Source organism: Mycobacterium paraffinicum (genome assembly GCF_001907675.1).
GTDB lineage: Bacteria > Actinomycetota > Actinomycetes > Mycobacteriales > Mycobacteriaceae > Mycobacterium > Mycobacterium paraffinicum_A.
The window spans coordinates 74786-90285 of record NZ_MPNT01000012.1 but is presented as its reverse complement, the minus strand read 5'-3'; the positions used below and the strand labels follow the sequence as shown (position 1 = coordinate 90285).

Below are 15500 nucleotides of genomic sequence, written 5' to 3'. Positions count from 1 at the left end.
TGCTTCACGATGTAATCCCTTCCTTTGCAGCCGCGCTGGCCTGGGTCGCCCGTGCCACCAGATGCGCGGGCATTCGCGCTTGGTCACCGATGCGGGCCAGTAGCGTGCTGTGTTCAGCCATATCCAAAATCAGCTGCCGGCGGGCATCCGCTGTTGGTCCTTCTTCCGGTCTGCCTTCCGAGACCAGTCGCTCGATATCGCGGACGACGCGGTCTACTTCGTCTGCGTAGGTGCGCCGCAACAGGATTGCGCGCAGTGGACCCACATGTTCGGTTGAACCGGGAGATACCCGCCAGGGCAACGTGACAGTCCTTTTGCCCAAGGAGACCACGCCGTGGGCGGCGCGAGCCATGTCCTCGAGGGCGGCCCTGCTCGACCACGCGCAGGTGAACCCCCACTCGTCGTGGAGTCGGGTGGTGTCGACGATCGGCATGTACAGCAGGCCACCGATCTCGCCGGGCGCCAGCTCGCTGACTCCGAGCTTCCAGGCCGCGCTGATTGCCGTTCGAAGGGCCCGCTCAGGGACCCGGATGAGCGGCCGGTCGATGATGTGTGCGATCTCGCGCATGGTGAGAGTGCCTGTGCCGGTGATGTTGACCGCACCGGTATGGGTGTGCGACACCGCCTCTGCGGTGAAACGCGCAACGTCGTCGGTGTGCACGAACTGTTGGTGACGGTCTGGGTCGGGAACCGGCAATGCCGGACTGGAGAAAAACCGGAAGATGGTGTTGTCGACGTCGCGTCCGGCGATGATGCCCGCACGCACTATCACCGCGTCTACCCCGCTGCGGTCAATCAGGTCCTCGGCCCGCTTTTTGTGCGCTGCGTACAAGTGCTCGCGAGGCGGTCGCCGCTCGTCGGTCTCGGTCAGCATCGGTGGATGACCGGGCACGGCTCCGTACGCGAGCACTGACGATGAGAACACCAGCCGTTGACAGCCCGTTGCGGCCATCGCGTCCAACACATTCCGGGTCCCGCCGAGATTGATCTCCTCGGTAGCGGCCTCGGTCTTGAGTGGAGCGACGACCCACGCCAAATGCGCGACCGCGTCACATCCAGACACCGCGTCGGTCACCGCACGGGCGTCACGGACGTCGCCGGCCGTGAAGGCGACACCGTCGACAAGAGTCTGCGGCCGGTTGCGAGCCATGGCGGTGACGTCATGGCCTGCGGTGACCAGGCGCCGACACACGGCACGGCCGAAGGGTCCCGTCGCCCCGGTCACCAGAACTTTCATCTAACGCACTCTCCGATTCCGGCAGTGCTCAGCGCCGCCTTGTTGCCGGTCGGGTCCGGCCGCACCACGATCGGGGCGCCGATCGGTTCACCGTCGATGAGCAGGTCGAGAAGGTCATGGTCGCCCTCAGCGGGGTTGGCCAGAAATCGGCGGTCGTCCGCATCGAGGCGGCCGACGACAATGCCGACGGGACCCGATTTGGTGTAGCGAACCGTGTAGGTCTCGATGCGAGCGTCTCCCTCCGGGACCTGTGCCACCTCTGCGACGGGCCGCGCTTGCAGCTCCGACTGGAGGGCGGCACTTCGGTCGGCTCGCCAAGGACGGGGCGTCGTCGAGTAGATGCCAACCGAATACTTTGACAGGGTGCCACCATTGGCGCCGACCAGCCCGTGCGAACCCGGGCGTTCGCGCATCGCGCGGACCGTCTCGGCGATGGCGTGCATCGAATAGTTGTTGCCTGCGCCGCCGAAGTAGGGCAGCCCACCAGTCAGCGTCAACCCCCGAGCATCATCAGCCGAAAGATCGAGTCCTTCAAGCACATTGGATACGGCGATCGGAAAGCAGCTGTACAGGTCGAACGTAGTTATCCCGTCCACGTCGACGTCGGCGACACGCAGCGCTTCCAGCGTTGCCGACACGGCCGATGGTGCCCGACTCAAATCGGGACGCTCCAGCAGATTTCGTTCGCGTAGGTCCGCGTGTCCATGCAGAAACACCCAACGATCCTCAGGCACACCGAGTTCGGAGGCGGCACTCACCGTCATGACGAGTACTGCGGCACCCTGGTTCACCTGATCGCGCGCCACCATCAACCGCGGGTACGGGTCGGCGATCATGCGGTTGGACGGGGTGATTGTGGCCAACTCGGTGACATTGCGTTCGACCGGCGACGCCGCGAACGGGTTCGTGGCGGCGACGGTGCTGAGTGGTGCGAACAGCTGAGCCATCTGTTGGCGGTACTGCTCGTGAGTCAACCCCAGCCGCGCCCGGCGGGCATTCTCCAGCAGGGCGTACTGCGACGCCGCGTCGACCAGCCCGTGGGCGACGAATTCCGGGCCGCTCATGCCTTCCAATCCGTATCCGCGGTCGTTCAGTTGTCCGTCGACGACTTCGGAGAGATCGGGCTTGTCGTCAGCGGACGCGAGATGACGGACAGTGGAGATGGCTTCAGACCCCAACAGCAGAACGACGTTGCGCTCGCCGGCGGCGATGGCTGCCGACATTTCGTTGACGAGGTGTTGGGGGCTCTGGCCGCCCACAACCTCCAGGATGGCGTCGGCGGGGCTTGCCCCGATGCGTCGCGCGACGGACCGCGGGTAGTTCGTGGACTTTCCCAACGGCGCCGTCGCCCACGGGGTGGAGATTTCGAACTGGCGGACTCCGGCGATTGTGTCGATCCGGCGAGCGGCAGCGGTCGCGTCGGCACCGCAGTCACGGAGTGCGGCACGCGCGGCCTCGGTGGCCAGCTCGACCGCCGACAATCCCCGGTAGTCGGGATCATCGATCCGCTCGCTGAATTGACCGACACCGACGATCACCGGTGTGTGGGGATCGATGGAAGCGCTCATCCCGTTGGCTCGTCGGACAATTCGAGGACGCCCTCCCGAGCAAGCTGATCTATCTCGGTGTCACTGAGTTTCAGCACGGCATGGCAAACCGATCGGGTGTCTTGTGCCATGGTTGGTGCCGGGTTCAATGGCGGTGGCGCGATGGCATCGAAGAGGGCGATGCCGGTCTCGACAGTGAGCGGCTCGTCCCAACCAGGTTGCCGCAGTTGACCGAGCGCGTGTCGATGCGCCAGCTGGGGATCGTCGAGCAGGTCCTTGACATGTGCAGCCGCGCCGGCCGCGACGCCAGCCGCCTGAAGTTGTGCCGCAGCGTCCTGCGGATCGAGCGGCAACGCCCACTGCTCGACGGCTCGGTCGAGCTCCTCGCGGTGAGCCAGCCTGCCGTCGGCAGTGCTCAGGTCCGCGCGCTGCGCGAGATCGTCTCTACCGATCGCTGCGGCCAGATTGAGCCAATCGGTATCGCCGTCGACCGTCACGGCGCAGTAGGCGTCCTCGCCGTGGCAGCGATATACGCCGGAGGGCGCGTCGAACTCACCGACGTTGCCCCGGGCGGTCATCGTGCCGGGCTGCAGCGATTGGCGCAGATAGTCGGTGCACAACTGGACGAAAACCGTCTCCATCTGTGCCACAGTGATTTTGGTGCCCCTGCCGCTGCGTCGGCGGGCCACCAGGGCGGCGATGATGGCTGCAACGGCGACCCGTGCCGCGGCGTGATCGGGGTAGACGGTCATGTCGTCACCGAACCCTTCGGGTGCGTCCGGGTGCCGCCATAGGGTGGTCAGCCCGACTGCCGCCCGCACCAGCGGGCCGTAACCCATGCGCTTGCTCCACGGTCCGCTGCTGCCGAACGCACTGCTTTCAACCACGACGATGGCGGGATTCAGCTCGCCCAGGGTGTTGTCGTCAAATCCGAGAGACTCCATCGTGCCGGGTTTGAAGTTTGTCAACAGGACGTCCGACTTGGCGATCAGGCCGCGCATCAGTTCGGCGCCGCGCGGATCCCGCAGATTCAGGCCCAAGCTCAGCTTGTTTCGGTTACCTACTGAGAAGGCGTGGCTGACCCGTTCCGGGGTGTCGGCTTGGCGTGCCCCATCCATGAACGCGCGGTTCTCCACCTTGATGACCTCGGCCCCCTGGTCGGCGAGCAAGCGTCCGGTTTCGGCGCCCACCACGATTACCCCGAGATCCAGAACGCGAAGCCCTTCCAGCGGGCGCAGGCTGGGCACAGGCGAAGGTGAACTCACAGATCCAGCCGGCACACCACCACCGACACCGCCGAGCACTTCGTCGGTGTGCTCACCCAAAGTGGGCGCGCGGAAGCGGAATCCTGCACGTTTGCCGCCCAATTCCAAATAACCGTTGGCCATTCGGCCGATGAGTCCGGGTGCGACTTCGGCGTCGACGAACGACTTGCGGCCCGTCGCGTGGTCGCTTGTCGCTGCCTCGGCCGGGGTGTTCACACTAGCGATGGGGATGCCGAGTTCGATGCCCTGTTTGACGATGTGGTCGCGAGGCTTGTCGGCAAACAGCTCGGCGATCACTTTGCGCAGTTTGTCCCAGGACATGAACCGGGTGATGAGTTGTTCGAACGAAGGGTCCGCGAATTCGTCGGGCTCGCCGAGCCATCTGAACATCGCCCGCCAATGCTTTGGTGCGAGCATGCACAGTCGGATGTGACCGTCCGCGCACGGAAAGATCGGGTAAAGCAATCGGGCGTCGGGTCGCCCTGGAGGAAGCTCAGAGATCGGGCGGCCCATGGTGGCGGTGCCGGCCATTCCATAGCCGGGGTCCAGCCCTTGCACGGCCATGTCGTGCAGGGCGCAGTCGACATAATCGCCTTGTCCTGTGTTGAGTGCGCGGTAGTAGGCGATCAGCGCGGCGTACGCCGCCTGGACGGCACCGGCCTCGGTGGCGAAATTGCCCGGGGGTAGCAGGGGCTCTCGATCCGGAGCGCCGGATCGGGTCAAGACCGACGACATAGCCATCTGCACTGCCTCGGTACCTCGCCAGTCGCGGTAGGGGCCGGTCTGCCCGAAGGCGGTGATCGACACCACGACGAGTGCCGGGTTGCGCTCTCGCAGGACACTGGGCCCCGCGCCCAGGCCGTCCAGCGTTCCGGGAGGCAAGGATTCGACGACTATGTCGGCGCCGTCCACGAGCGACAGCAGGTCGGCGCGACCCTGGTCGGTGCTCAAGTCGAGGACGACGCCCCGTTTGTTGGCATGTGCGGTGAGAAAAGGGAGTCCGAGACGGTCGTGTCGCGGGTGTGCACGTCGTGACGCGAGTCCCTCGGGCGGCTCGACGAGCACCACGTCAGCACCCAGTTCGGCCAGCAGCCGTGTCGACGAGGCGGCGGCGCCGTCTGTCAGGTCGATGACACGCGTTCCGGACAGCGGCAGTGCGACCTGATGCTGTAGATCATCACCCAATGGTGTTGACATCGTTGTCCGCCTTCACCCGCGTTGTTCCGTCCGATTTGGGGGGCCCTCGTTCGGTGCTCTGGTATCGCCGCGGTCGCTCGTCGGTTTGCTCATTTGCTTCTGTGCCGAACCCCCTCATAAAGTAAACTAAGTTATCTATGTTGCGCTAGTGTGCGACGTAGCGGGGCCTGCGCCGACGATGGGGGAACGATGGTGTTCAACGGGCGAGTTGCCTTGGTGACCGGCGGTGGCAGCGGTATGGGGCGGATCGCCGCAGTGCGGCTCGCCAATCAGGGAGCCGCTGTGGCGGTCGTCGACGTCGACGAGCCCGGGATGAAGGAAACGCAACGGCTCGGGGGGGACCGGGTCGTCCCCTACCGATGCGATGTCACCGATGCAGACGCCGTCAGCGACACGGTAGAAAGGGTCGAGGCCACCCACGGTCCCATCGATCGGCTGGTACACGCGGCGGGAATAATGCCGGCGGGTCGCATCCTCGACACGCCAGTCGAGCGGTTGTTGGCACCGATGAAAATCAACTACTTCGGCACGGTCCACGTAACCAAAGCCGTCCTGCCGGGGATGGTGTCACGCAACCGCGGCGATGTCGTGCTGTTCGGGTCGATCACCGGCTACTCGTCGTCGACCAACTTCTCCGCCTACTGCGCGAGCAAATCCGCGGTGAACGCGTACAGCGAGATTCTGATTCACGAACTTCGTCGCACCAGACTGCGGATGATCCTTGCCGCTCCGTCCGCGGTCAAGACACCGCTACTCGATCAAGCCGTCGCCGGTGGGCCCAAAGCTTTGGTGGACGCCGTCACCTCGGGTCGAGCAGCCGATCCCGACGACATCCTCGATCGCATCGAGAAGGGATTGGAGCGCGGTACCAAGGTGTTGGTCCCCGGAGTCGAGGCCCGCGGCACCTGGCTGCTCCGCCGACTGTCCCCAAGCCTTATGTGGCGCCTCGTGCACCTGATGAACAAGGACTGAAGGTAGCGCCATGGCGTCGAAGGCTCAGACCATCCACCCAAACGGTCACGTACAGGACAGCAGCGACATGCGCTCGGTGCTGGACGCGCAGCGCCGCGCCTTCCTCGATGCTGGGCCGCCCTCGGCAGCCACCCGGATAGACCGCATCGACCGCATCGTCGACCTGATCGTGACCAACGCTGACGCACTGGTCGATGCCCTGGTCAGCGACTACGGTCATCGATCCCGGGCGCAATCGATGATGTCCGACGTGGTCGGTCCGTTGCCCGGCATCAAGCACACGCGCAAGCACCTGCGCAATTGGATGAAGCCGACCCGCTACGGAACTGGAGCGATGCGGCTGGTTGGCGCGCGAGCATGGGTGGACTGGCAGCCGCTGGGCGTCATCGGCGTGATCAGTCCGTGGAACTTCCCGGTGGGTCTCACTTTCGACCCTGTGACGCAGGCCTTTGCGGCGGGCAACGCGGTGATGGTGAAGCTCTCAGAGTATGTTCCGAACACCTCGGAGTTGATGCGCGCCGAGATCGTCAAACGCTTCGACGCCACCGAGTTGCGGGCCTTCACCGGCGGCGCCGACGTCGGGGCAGAGTTCTGCGCGCTTCCGTTTGACCACATCTTGCTGACCGGGTCGCCGGCAACGGGCCGACATGTGCAGCGGGCGGCGGCCGACAACCTCGTTCCGGTAACTCTCGAACTGGGCGGCAAGTCTCCGGTGGTGATCTCCCCGGACGCTGATCTGAAGGTGGTCGCTGACCGAGTCATGGTCGGCAAGACGATGAACGCCGGCCAGCTCTGTCTGTCGCCGGACTACGTGTTGATCCCCGGCGGCAAGGAACGCGCGTTCGTCGAGAGCGTCAGCGCCAGCGTCACCCGAATGTTCCCACGGATCCTCGACAACGACGACTACACCTCCATCGTCAACGAGCGCCATTTCGACCGCATCCACGGGCTGATCGACGATGCTCACGCCAAGGGCGCGCAGATCATCACGATCAACCCTGCAGCAGAGGACTTCTCGACTCAGGCCGCACACAAGATCGCGCCGACACTCGTGCTCGGAGCAACCAAGGACATGCGCGTCATGCAAGAGGAAATATTCGGTCCGGTGCTGCCGATCGCGACCTACCAGCGCATCGATGACGCGATCGATCACATCAACTCCGGCCCGAAACCCCTCGCGGCCTACTACTTCGGGCCCGATGATGCTGCGCGCCAACGCTTCCTGGCCCGCACGTACTCGGGTGGGGTGACGATCAACGACGTCACGCTGCACTACACCGTGGCGGGGATGCCGTTCGGTGGCGTCGGCGAAAGTGGCATGGGCTACTACCACGGACGCTCGGGATTCGCAGCCTTCAGCCATGGCCGCGGCGTAATGGACGCCCCAACGCGTTTCTCGATATCGGCCGCGCTCGCGGCACCCTACACCGGGCTCAAACAGCGCGGGCTTCAGGCCATGACCGCCCTCGAGCGGCAGTCGATACGTCGGCGATTGCGCAAGACCGATCGTCTGAACCAAGGTGAAAGCTTGGAGTTCAGCGTAGTTCCTACGCACACCGCGGCACGGGACTAGCAGCCGATGGCCTGCTGCGTCCTAGTGGCTCATCTGTTATCGCGGCTACTTCGCGTGTTCCGGCGCGATGCCGAATCGCAAGCTGACCCTGAGGTGCTGCGGTCCGTGACAGCCGCACGGAACCGTTGAACGAAAGGGACCGACAGTGTCCATTGATCTCTCACACATCGGCGGCCCCGCTGGAGGCGTCGAATTGACCTCAGCGCACGGGCCGGTAACCACATCCCGGCTGCGACGCACCTTGCTGACCTATGCAGCGTTCGTCGTCATCGGCGTGGTGCTGACGTGGACCAGATCGCCGTTCTGGGCCAGTGTCGGTGTGGGCCTGTGGTTCCCAGGGTCCGGATTTCTGGCCTCCGGCGGATGGTGGCTGGCGCTGACACCCGTCGTGCTGGTGCTGTTCGTGCTGTCTCTGGTGGCGTGGTTCGCGGCGGGATTCACCACGCTGCCCCCCGTTGTGTGGCTCGGTTCCGCGGTGCTGGCCGGTTGGGCTACCACCGAGCGGTCGGTGTGGACACCCGGAGTGGTCATCGCGGCATCCCTGGTCGTCGTCGGCTTCGTTGTGGCGAAACTGGTTTCGCGCCGTACCCGGAAATCGGTCCTTCAGCGACGTACTGAGCGGCTGGAGTACTTGCCTACAGCGATTGCCTCCGCGCGGCGCCGGGCAGTCGCCCCGCCGGCGCCGGAGCAGCGTGAACTCGACCCTGAAACGCTGGCCGGTTTGCGCTACGTGATCGACCGCGGACTTCAGGCGCCGGGTGACTTCACCGGCTACGACAAGATCGATCAGTTTCAGACCGCGGCCCTTCGGTATCAAATCAACTACCTGGGCTATGCCCTCGCCGTCTGTCAAGCTCACTACACACCGAACTTCCGCGGCTACCTTGCTCGCGCGCAACGTGGACTGATTGACACCTACCGCGACCGTCAGGTGTGGGGTTATTGGGCCTGGGAAAACGCCTGGGGAAATCTACGGTTGAATCCTGACCCGGTCGGGCGCGACAACATCATGCTCACCGGGTTCTTTGGGCTGCAGGTGGGGCTATACGCGGCACTGACCGGTGATGACCGCTACTTACAGGACGGCGGTCTCAGCTTCGGTAAGCACCAGCATTCGCTGCACGATGTCGCCGAGTCGCTCGTGACGAACTTCCGTAAGGCGCCCTTTGGACTGTTCCCCTGCGAACCGAACTGGACCTACACCGCGTGCAACTTTCGCGGTATGGGCGCGTTGCAGGTGTACGACCGTGTCACCGGGTCGCACTACTTCGACGAGATTGCCGAAAACTTCAGGCACCGTCTGGAAACCGAGTTCGTGCACCCCGACTTCGGCATGGTCTCGCTGAAGTCGAAACACACCGGCATCGATCTTCCGTTCCCGCTGCCCGACGCCATTCCCGCGGTGTATCTAAACTCAATGTTCCCAGACATCGCTATGCGCTATTGGGGAATTCTGCGCACGGAAGCTTTCGCTGAGGACGCCGGACAACTGAAGCCGGTGCTGCCCAAGGGGGCGGTCGACATGGGCAATTACAAGCCGGGTTACGGCCTCGCGATTGAATCGCTCTTCGGGGCTGCGCGCGAGTTCGGGGACGCCGACGCTGCCGCTGCCGCCAAGCTCGCACTCGACTCTTTGTGCGCCCCCATTACCGAAGACGGGGTATTCCGCTACCAGAAAATGTCGAACTCGGTGAATGCGTGTGTCACCCTCGATCGCCAACTGCATCAAAACTTCTGGCGCAAAACCGTCATCGATCCGACTCCGGAATCCGCCCGCTCAGGTCCTATCCTCGATGAGGTCGCCTATCCCGCTGTCCTGGTTGCCCGCGCCACCAGCGGTGGCGACGACCTGCACCTGGTCCTTCGTCCGGGACGAGAGGGTTCAACTGAGGTGTTGCATCTCGCGCGTTTGCAACCTGATCGCCGTTACCGGGTCACCGGAGCCACCGCAGACTCGCTCATCGCCGACGCCGAGGGTCGCGCCCAGGTGAGCATCGTTCTGAATGATCGCAGCGAAGTCCGCATCCAGCCCGAGTAGGCATTTCATAGCCGTACGCCCGCCGTCAGACGGTTCACACTCATCTAGCAGCGAAAGGAACGGAACACCATTCGCATACCCAGGTCCGCATGATCGCCCCGCTTCCGGATCTTTGATGAGCGCACATGGCCGGCGGTAACCTCGACCAATGCCGTTCAACAACCGCGCCAGGTGGTATCGCGAAGGTTGGTATTCGGACCGCACCTGCTTAGACGCTTTCGAAGCCGGAGCGGCCGAAACTGGCAGTGTGTCAGTGACGTTCGTTGCCGGAGACGCGGTGTGCAATCGGACAGTCCACGATATCCACGACCGAGCCATTGCTGTGGCTGCGTCGCTGCAGCGGCTTGGGGTACGCGACGGCGATGCCGTCGCGGTACAGCTGACGAACCGTGTCGAGTGCGCGGTCGCCTATCAGGCGGTGTTGCTGTGCGGGGCGGTGTTGGTGCCGATCGTCCACATCTACGGCGTGCGCGAGGTCGCGTTCATTCTCGAGCAGTCGTCCGCGAAAGTGCTGATCATGCCTGGGCGCCATGGATCGATCGTGTACAGCGAACGGCTGCACGAGCTTTCGCGCATCGATTCCTTGAAACACGTGGTCGTGCTGGACGCCAAGCCCGGCGACGGCTACCTCGCGTGGTCCCAACTCGATGCAAACGCCGCGCTGTACCGGCGACCCGCCGTGGACGCCGACGATATATGCCTACTGCTGTACACCTCAGGCACCACTTCTGCGCCCAAAGGTGTGCAGCATAGCCACAATACGGTTCTCGCCGAGCAGAAGACCATGCCGGCGTTGCTGGCAAGTAAGCCCGACGATGTGTCGCTGGTTTCCTTTCCGCCCGGCCACATCGCCGGAGTGGGGTCGATGCTGCGACCGTTGATCAATGGCAACCGGACCGTCTTCATTGACGGCTGGGACCCAGCAGTCGCGGTCGAGGTGGTGCATCGTTTCGGGGTGACCTGCACCGCAGGCACGCCGTTTCACTTGTCGGGCATCCTGGATCTGGGTGACACGGGGAACAAGCTGGCAAGTCTGCGGGAGTTTCTGGTGGGCGCGGCACCGGTCGCCGTTGAGATCGGCCGTCGCGCTGCGCAAGCCGGAATCAGCACTTTCCGCAGTTACGGCGCCACCGAACATCCTACTGTCACTGGCGAACACGAGGGCGAGCCGGAGTGGGCCCGGCTGAGCACCGATGGAAAACCCCTGCCAGGTTCGGAGATCCGCATCCTCGGGACCGACGGCGCAGACTGCCCGCCGGGCGTGGACGGCGAGGTCGTCGTGCGCGGTCCCGATCAATTCATCGGTTACCAGGATCCTTCGCTGAACGCTGAGGCGTTCACTGACGACGGTTGGTTCCGTACCGGTGATCTCGGGCAGCTCGATGCCCAAGGCAGATTGACCATCACCGACCGGATCAAGGACGTCGTCATCCGTGGCGGCGAGACCATCTCCTCGGGTCAGGTCGAAGAGGTCCTCAACGCGCACCCCGCGGTCGCCGACGGCGTTGCCGTCGCGGCGCCGGATTCGCGTTACGGCGAGGTGGTCGCCGCGATAGTGATTCTCAAGCCGGGGTGCGTGCTCGACCTCGAGGACCTGCGGGCCCACTTCGCCGCATCCGGGTTGGCGAGGCAGAAGACCCCAGAACGTCTCGCCATCGTCGACGAGTTACCGCGCACGTCGCTGGGCAAGGTACGCAAAGCGCAACTGCGCAGCGACCATTTCGGTGTCGTGGGCCGATCTGTCCGGCCGCGCCGAAGACGTTGACATCCCTGTAGGTGCCTTCGTCGGGCAAATCTCCAGCTGGAGACAACCCGTTGAGAGATGACCTCGACATTGCTTACCTAGTAACCTATGTTGGCACTAAGCAGCGTCGCCAGCAGGACAGAGGTGAGCGGATGCAAAAACCGATGACCGGTGTGCGTGTCCTCGAGGTCGCGCAATTCACCTTCGTGCCTTCGGCTGGCGCGGTCCTCGCCGACTGGGGCGCCGATGTCATCAAGATCGAGAACCCAGTGACGGGGGACGCACAGAGGGGACTCGTCACTGTCGCCGGTCGGTCCGCGACCGCACCGGGAGTTTCGTTTTCGCCTACGGTCGAAGCCCCCAACCGGGGCAAGCGCAGTGTCGGGATGTCTCTGGCGTTGAGGCAGACTCGGCCGGTGTTCGAGGAGCTCGTCCGGCGCAGTGATGTCTTCCTGACAAACCTGTTGCCGCAGGCGAGAGCGAAATTACGGATCGACCTGGATGAGGTACGGCGTATCAATCCGTCGATCGTCTATGTCGCGGGCAGCGGCTTCGGTAGCGAGGGGCCCGATCGTGAGACGGGCGCGCACGACGCAACGGCGTTTTGGGCGCGGGCCGGCAACGCCGACGGGGTCACGTCGACCGAATCCGAGGTACCCGCGGGAATGCCGGCGGGCGCATTCGGGGACAACATCGGCGGCATCACCATCGCCGGCGCGGTTGCCGCCGCGCTCTACGGCCGACAAATGACGGGACAAACGTCCGTCATCGATGTGTCTTTGTTGGCGGTCGGGGCGTGGGCCAATCAGTCCAACGTCAACCTCGCGATGCTCTACGGCTGCCCGCTGCCCAAGATCGACCAGCGGACCCAAACCCCGGGCAACCCGCTCACCGGTGCCTACCGGTGCTCGGACGGTCGCTTCATTCAGCTCTCGATGCTTCAGCCCACGCGTTACTGGACCCCCGTTTGCCGACTCTTCGGACTCGACGCGGCCGCTGTGGACGAGCGATTCGCCTCGCTCGAGTCGTTGGCAGCCAACGCCGATGAAGCCACCGCGTTGCTCGCCGACGCGATCGGATCGCGAACCTTCGATGACTGTACGCGGCTGCTCAGCCTTCTCCACGGCCAGTGGTCTGCGGTCCAGGATGCCTGGGAGGTCGCTCAGGACGAGTCGTTGATCGCCAACGGCCGCATCGCCGACGTCAAAGACGCCCAGGGCAATCAGCAACGGCTGGTGGCCAACCCGGTGAAGTTCGACGAAGCCGCCGCCCACCTCACCCGTGCACCGCTGTTCGCCGAACATACCGACGAGGTGCTGCGGGAACTCGGCATGGACGACCACGACCTGATCGAGCTGAAAATTGAAGGCGCCATCACCTGAGCGCTGTCAGGTCACGACTATCGACGGTGGCGGCGTGAATCCCGGGTTCGCCAACGCCGTTGCCATGCCGCTGCCAATAGGTCCGGTTTCGTCGAAAAGGGTTGCCACGCCGGTGGCGACCCCGGCGTGGCTGTAGTGCGTGAGCGAAGCCAATCCGATGTAGACACCTTGCGGCAAGCGGCTGAGCGTCACCGTGTAGTCGGCGTTGATGAACTGCAATCCTTCAGTGCCCCAATGGGTTAACGAGCTGGTGACGTCAGCAGCCATGACGGCGCGAGTGAAAGGCGACAGTGGCTCGTCGTCGACAAGGAACTTCGTCTCGCGCATCCACGCGAATTTCTGCCCATGGTGTCGCCACTCTTTGACCCCGACACCCGGACTGCCCGCGACCGGGTCCCGGCCGAAGGAGTGAAACACCATGGGAACGTCGCCGGCCAGCACGGCGGGCTCCGCCGGCACTGCGGGCATTGTGACGGGTGACGTCCACACCGTGTCGGCGGCATGCTCGCTGCGGCGGAGGAACAGTGCGCTGGCCCGGGCCACCATCACGTCGTCCTGAGTCATGGTCGCGTCGACCAGTCGGAGGCGGCGGCCGTCACGCACCACCGAAGCGTGCATCTGTAAGGGCTGCAGCGCCACTGGCCTGAGCAGATCCACCGTCAGCCGCGCAGGCTGCAGGCCGGCGTCGTCGACTTCCCGCTCCACCGCTCGCCCCAGCATCCCGCCGATGTAGTTACCACTGATCGACGGACCCCACGGCCCTCGTGCCAAAAGGGTTGGGAGGTAGCCTTTCCCGTCGGTGATGAAGAAGCACGTCGGTGCTGGGTCGGATTGATTCGTCGATGAGTCTGTGACCTGATCTCTAGCCCCTTAACCGGCATCGCTCGATGAGTATCTCGGCCAATCGTGCCGGATGGCTGAACATCACCTCGTGGCAGGCGTCGACGGGTATGACGGTTTCCACGCCGCCGAGCGCGGCGATGCTCGCGTGCTGAGAGGCTACCGATAAGGCGCGGTCACGGGTGGTCAATATCCAGGTGCGTGGCACGTCGGTCGGTAGTCCGCTGCGGTCGACCGGCTCCGCGGGTATCCGCGCCGACTCAGCGTGCAGCTTCGACATCGTCAGCCGGCGCTGCGCCGGGGTCATCCCGTTGCAGAATGCCCACCGCGCCGCCGGTGCCGGAATCTTCATGGGTCTGCCGATCCGGGCGGCGCGCCGGGCGAAGATCGCCAGCGGGCCGCCGAGGGTGTCCGCGATGGCCGAACCCTGAGGCGGTACAAATGCCGTCGCGAGGATCATCTCTCGGACCCGCGATGAACCGAGCTTGCTGACGACGCCGGGCACCGTCACGCCCGCCATCGAGTGGCCGACGATCACGATGTCACCGAGACCAGCGTTTTCGATGTCGGCGACGACAGAGTCGACCCAGTCAGCGATCGTGACGGTGGCCAGGTCGCCGGCCTTGTTCCCGTGACCAGGCAGATCCACTGCAAGAGTCCGCAGGCCCGGCTCGCGGCAACATATTTCGTTGATGACGAGATGCCAGCAGTCACCGGCGTGTTCGCCGCCGTGGACGAGCACGAGGTCGGGCAGCGACCTGTCGCGGCCGGTCATCGGTGAATCAGCTGAGAGCTCAGCATGTCGATGTCGGTACGAAAGTCGGTGAAGCTCCTGCTGGCCGGCTCGATGGTGATCCACGTAACGCCGGCCTCAGCGTAGGCCTCGAGCCGTGGTTGCACTGCAGCGCAGAAGGTCTCGCAGTCGCCGCTCGCAAGCAGGCCTGCTTCGAACGGGACGAAGGCGACGTCGGCAGCGCTGCGACCCGCCTCGGCCCGTCGCTTGTTCACTCTTGCGACCCACTCGCCGAGCGTGTCGATGTCCTCGAGTGGGCGGGAACGGGTGATCGCGGCCATCTCGCCCGATGCCGCCATCGGCATCCAGCCGTCGGCGATCTCGACGGCGCGCCGCTGTGCAGCTGCGCCGTTGCCACCGATCCAGATCGGCGGACCGCCCGTGGTCAGCGGCGGCGGTAACGCGACGTGACCGCTCACTCCGAAGGCCGGTCCGTCGTGCTCGACGCCGGTCCAGGTCGCCTTCCACGCCGCGATCGCCTCGTCGAGCAGCACGCCGCGCCGGTCGAAATCAGCGCCCAAGGCCTCGAATTCGGTCTTGAGGTAGCCCGCGCCAGTGCCGAGTGTGAACCGACCCCCGGAGAGCAGATCGAAGCTCGCTGCGGCCTTCGCCGTCAGAAAGGGGCTGCGATAACCCGACACCAGGATGTAGGTCATCAGTCGGATGCGGGTGGTGGCGGCAGCCGCGAAGCTCAGCGACACGAACGGGTCGAAAGCGTGGTGCCCGCCGCGAGCCAGCCAGTCCCGGTCGGGATAGGGGTGTTCGGACATCGAAAAGCCGTCGAAGCCGGCATCTTCCACTAACCGCGCGACATCACCGATGCCGGCGCCCTCACACCAGCGGCTCCAGTGTTTGACGGCCCGCATCGGGAACATCAGGTTGTAGCGCACTTCGTCCCTCCGACTCCTTGTT

General features: G+C 64.6%; 11 protein-coding genes. 5 read left to right on the top strand and 6 right to left on the bottom strand.

The window, feature by feature from the left end:
• Nucleotides 1-4 precede the first annotated feature (4 nt).
• Genes BRW65_RS14915 through BRW65_RS14905 form a run of 3 tightly spaced genes read right to left on the bottom strand, consistent with a single transcriptional unit; the run spans nucleotide 5 to nucleotide 5246 of the window.
• A complete protein-coding gene (locus BRW65_RS14915; RefSeq protein ID WP_073875798.1) occupies nucleotides 5-1237 on the bottom strand; it encodes an NAD-dependent epimerase/dehydratase family protein in 1233 nt (410 codons plus the stop codon).
• Nucleotides 1234-2805, bottom strand: a complete 1572-nt coding sequence (locus tag BRW65_RS14910; RefSeq protein ID WP_073875796.1) for an acetyl-CoA acetyltransferase — start codon at nucleotides 2803-2805, stop codon at nucleotides 1234-1236. Before BRW65_RS14910 ends, BRW65_RS14915 begins: the two co-directional genes overlap by 4 nt.
• Nucleotides 2802-5246: a CaiB/BaiF CoA transferase family protein gene (locus BRW65_RS14905; protein WP_073875794.1), complete on the bottom strand. Its 2445-nt coding sequence runs from the start codon at nucleotides 5244-5246 to the stop codon at nucleotides 2802-2804. The genes BRW65_RS14910 and BRW65_RS14905 overlap by 4 nt, the downstream gene beginning before the upstream one ends.
• Before the next feature lie 150 nt (nucleotides 5247-5396).
• On the opposite strand from BRW65_RS14905, the gene BRW65_RS14900 reads away from it, so the two are divergent.
• The 5 genes from BRW65_RS14900 to BRW65_RS14880 all read left to right on the top strand — a co-directional run bounded on the left by BRW65_RS14900 (nucleotide 5397) and on the right by BRW65_RS14880 (nucleotide 12955).
• On the top strand, nucleotides 5397-6218 hold the full coding sequence (locus BRW65_RS14900; RefSeq protein ID WP_139273113.1) for an SDR family NAD(P)-dependent oxidoreductase: 822 nt from the start codon (nucleotides 5397-5399) through the stop codon (nucleotides 6216-6218).
• Nucleotides 6219-6228: 10 nt separating this feature from the next.
• Complete coding sequence (locus tag BRW65_RS14895) at nucleotides 6229-7791, top strand: coniferyl aldehyde dehydrogenase (RefSeq protein ID WP_073875790.1); 1563 nt, start codon at nucleotides 6229-6231, stop codon at nucleotides 7789-7791.
• Nucleotides 7792-7936: 145 nt separating this feature from the next.
• The gene (locus tag BRW65_RS14890; protein ID WP_073875788.1) at nucleotides 7937-9829 is read left to right on the top strand and encodes a hypothetical protein; all 1893 of its coding nucleotides are present in this window, start codon (nucleotides 7937-7939) and stop codon (nucleotides 9827-9829) included.
• A gap of 322 nt (nucleotides 9830-10151) precedes the next feature.
• Nucleotides 10152-11594, top strand: a complete 1443-nt coding sequence (locus tag BRW65_RS14885) for an AMP-binding protein (protein ID WP_244168095.1) — start codon at nucleotides 10152-10154, stop codon at nucleotides 11592-11594.
• Nucleotides 11595-11725: 131 nt separating this feature from the next.
• A complete protein-coding gene (locus BRW65_RS14880) occupies nucleotides 11726-12955 on the top strand; it encodes a CaiB/BaiF CoA transferase family protein (protein ID WP_073875785.1) in 1230 nt (409 codons plus the stop codon).
• 6 nt (nucleotides 12956-12961) lie between these two features.
• Here the strand turns inward: BRW65_RS14880 and BRW65_RS14875 are convergent, their stop codons facing one another.
• From BRW65_RS14875 to BRW65_RS14865, 3 genes are all read right to left on the bottom strand, one after another.
• The gene (locus BRW65_RS14875; protein WP_244168094.1) at nucleotides 12962-13675 is read right to left on the bottom strand and encodes a thioesterase family protein; all 714 of its coding nucleotides are present in this window, start codon (nucleotides 13673-13675) and stop codon (nucleotides 12962-12964) included.
• Between the two features lie 142 nt (nucleotides 13676-13817).
• A complete protein-coding gene (locus tag BRW65_RS14870; RefSeq protein WP_073875780.1) occupies nucleotides 13818-14570 on the bottom strand; it encodes an alpha/beta fold hydrolase in 753 nt (250 codons plus the stop codon).
• Complete coding sequence (locus BRW65_RS14865; RefSeq protein WP_199778575.1) at nucleotides 14567-15463, bottom strand: LLM class F420-dependent oxidoreductase; 897 nt, start codon at nucleotides 15461-15463, stop codon at nucleotides 14567-14569. Before BRW65_RS14865 ends, BRW65_RS14870 begins: the two co-directional genes overlap by 4 nt.
• Nucleotides 15464-15500 lie beyond the last annotated feature (37 nt).

Bases quoted from the DNA above. Each gene is read 5' to 3' on its own strand.
- BRW65_RS14915 (WP_073875798.1), bottom strand. From the start codon at position 1,237: ATGAAAGTTCTGGTGACCGGGGCGACGGGACCCTTCGGCCGTGCCGTG.
- BRW65_RS14910 (WP_073875796.1), bottom strand. From the start codon at position 2,805: ATGAGCGCTTCCATCGATCCCCACACACCGGTGATCGTCGGTGTCGGT.
- BRW65_RS14905 (WP_073875794.1), bottom strand. From the start codon at position 5,246: ATGTCAACACCATTGGGTGATGATCTACAGCATCAGGTCGCACTGCCG.
- BRW65_RS14895 (WP_073875790.1), top strand. From the start codon at position 6,229: ATGGCGTCGAAGGCTCAGACCATCCACCCAAACGGTCACGTACAGGAC.
- BRW65_RS14880 (WP_073875785.1), top strand. From the start codon at position 11,726: ATGCAAAAACCGATGACCGGTGTGCGTGTCCTCGAGGTCGCGCAATTC.
- BRW65_RS14875 (WP_244168094.1), bottom strand. From the start codon at position 13,675: ATGCTGGGGCGAGCGGTGGAGCGGGAAGTCGACGACGCCGGCCTGCAG.
- BRW65_RS14870 (WP_073875780.1), bottom strand. From the start codon at position 14,570: ATGACCGGCCGCGACAGGTCGCTGCCCGACCTCGTGCTCGTCCACGGC.
- BRW65_RS14865 (WP_199778575.1), bottom strand. From the start codon at position 15,463: ATGTTCCCGATGCGGGCCGTCAAACACTGGAGCCGCTGGTGTGAGGGC.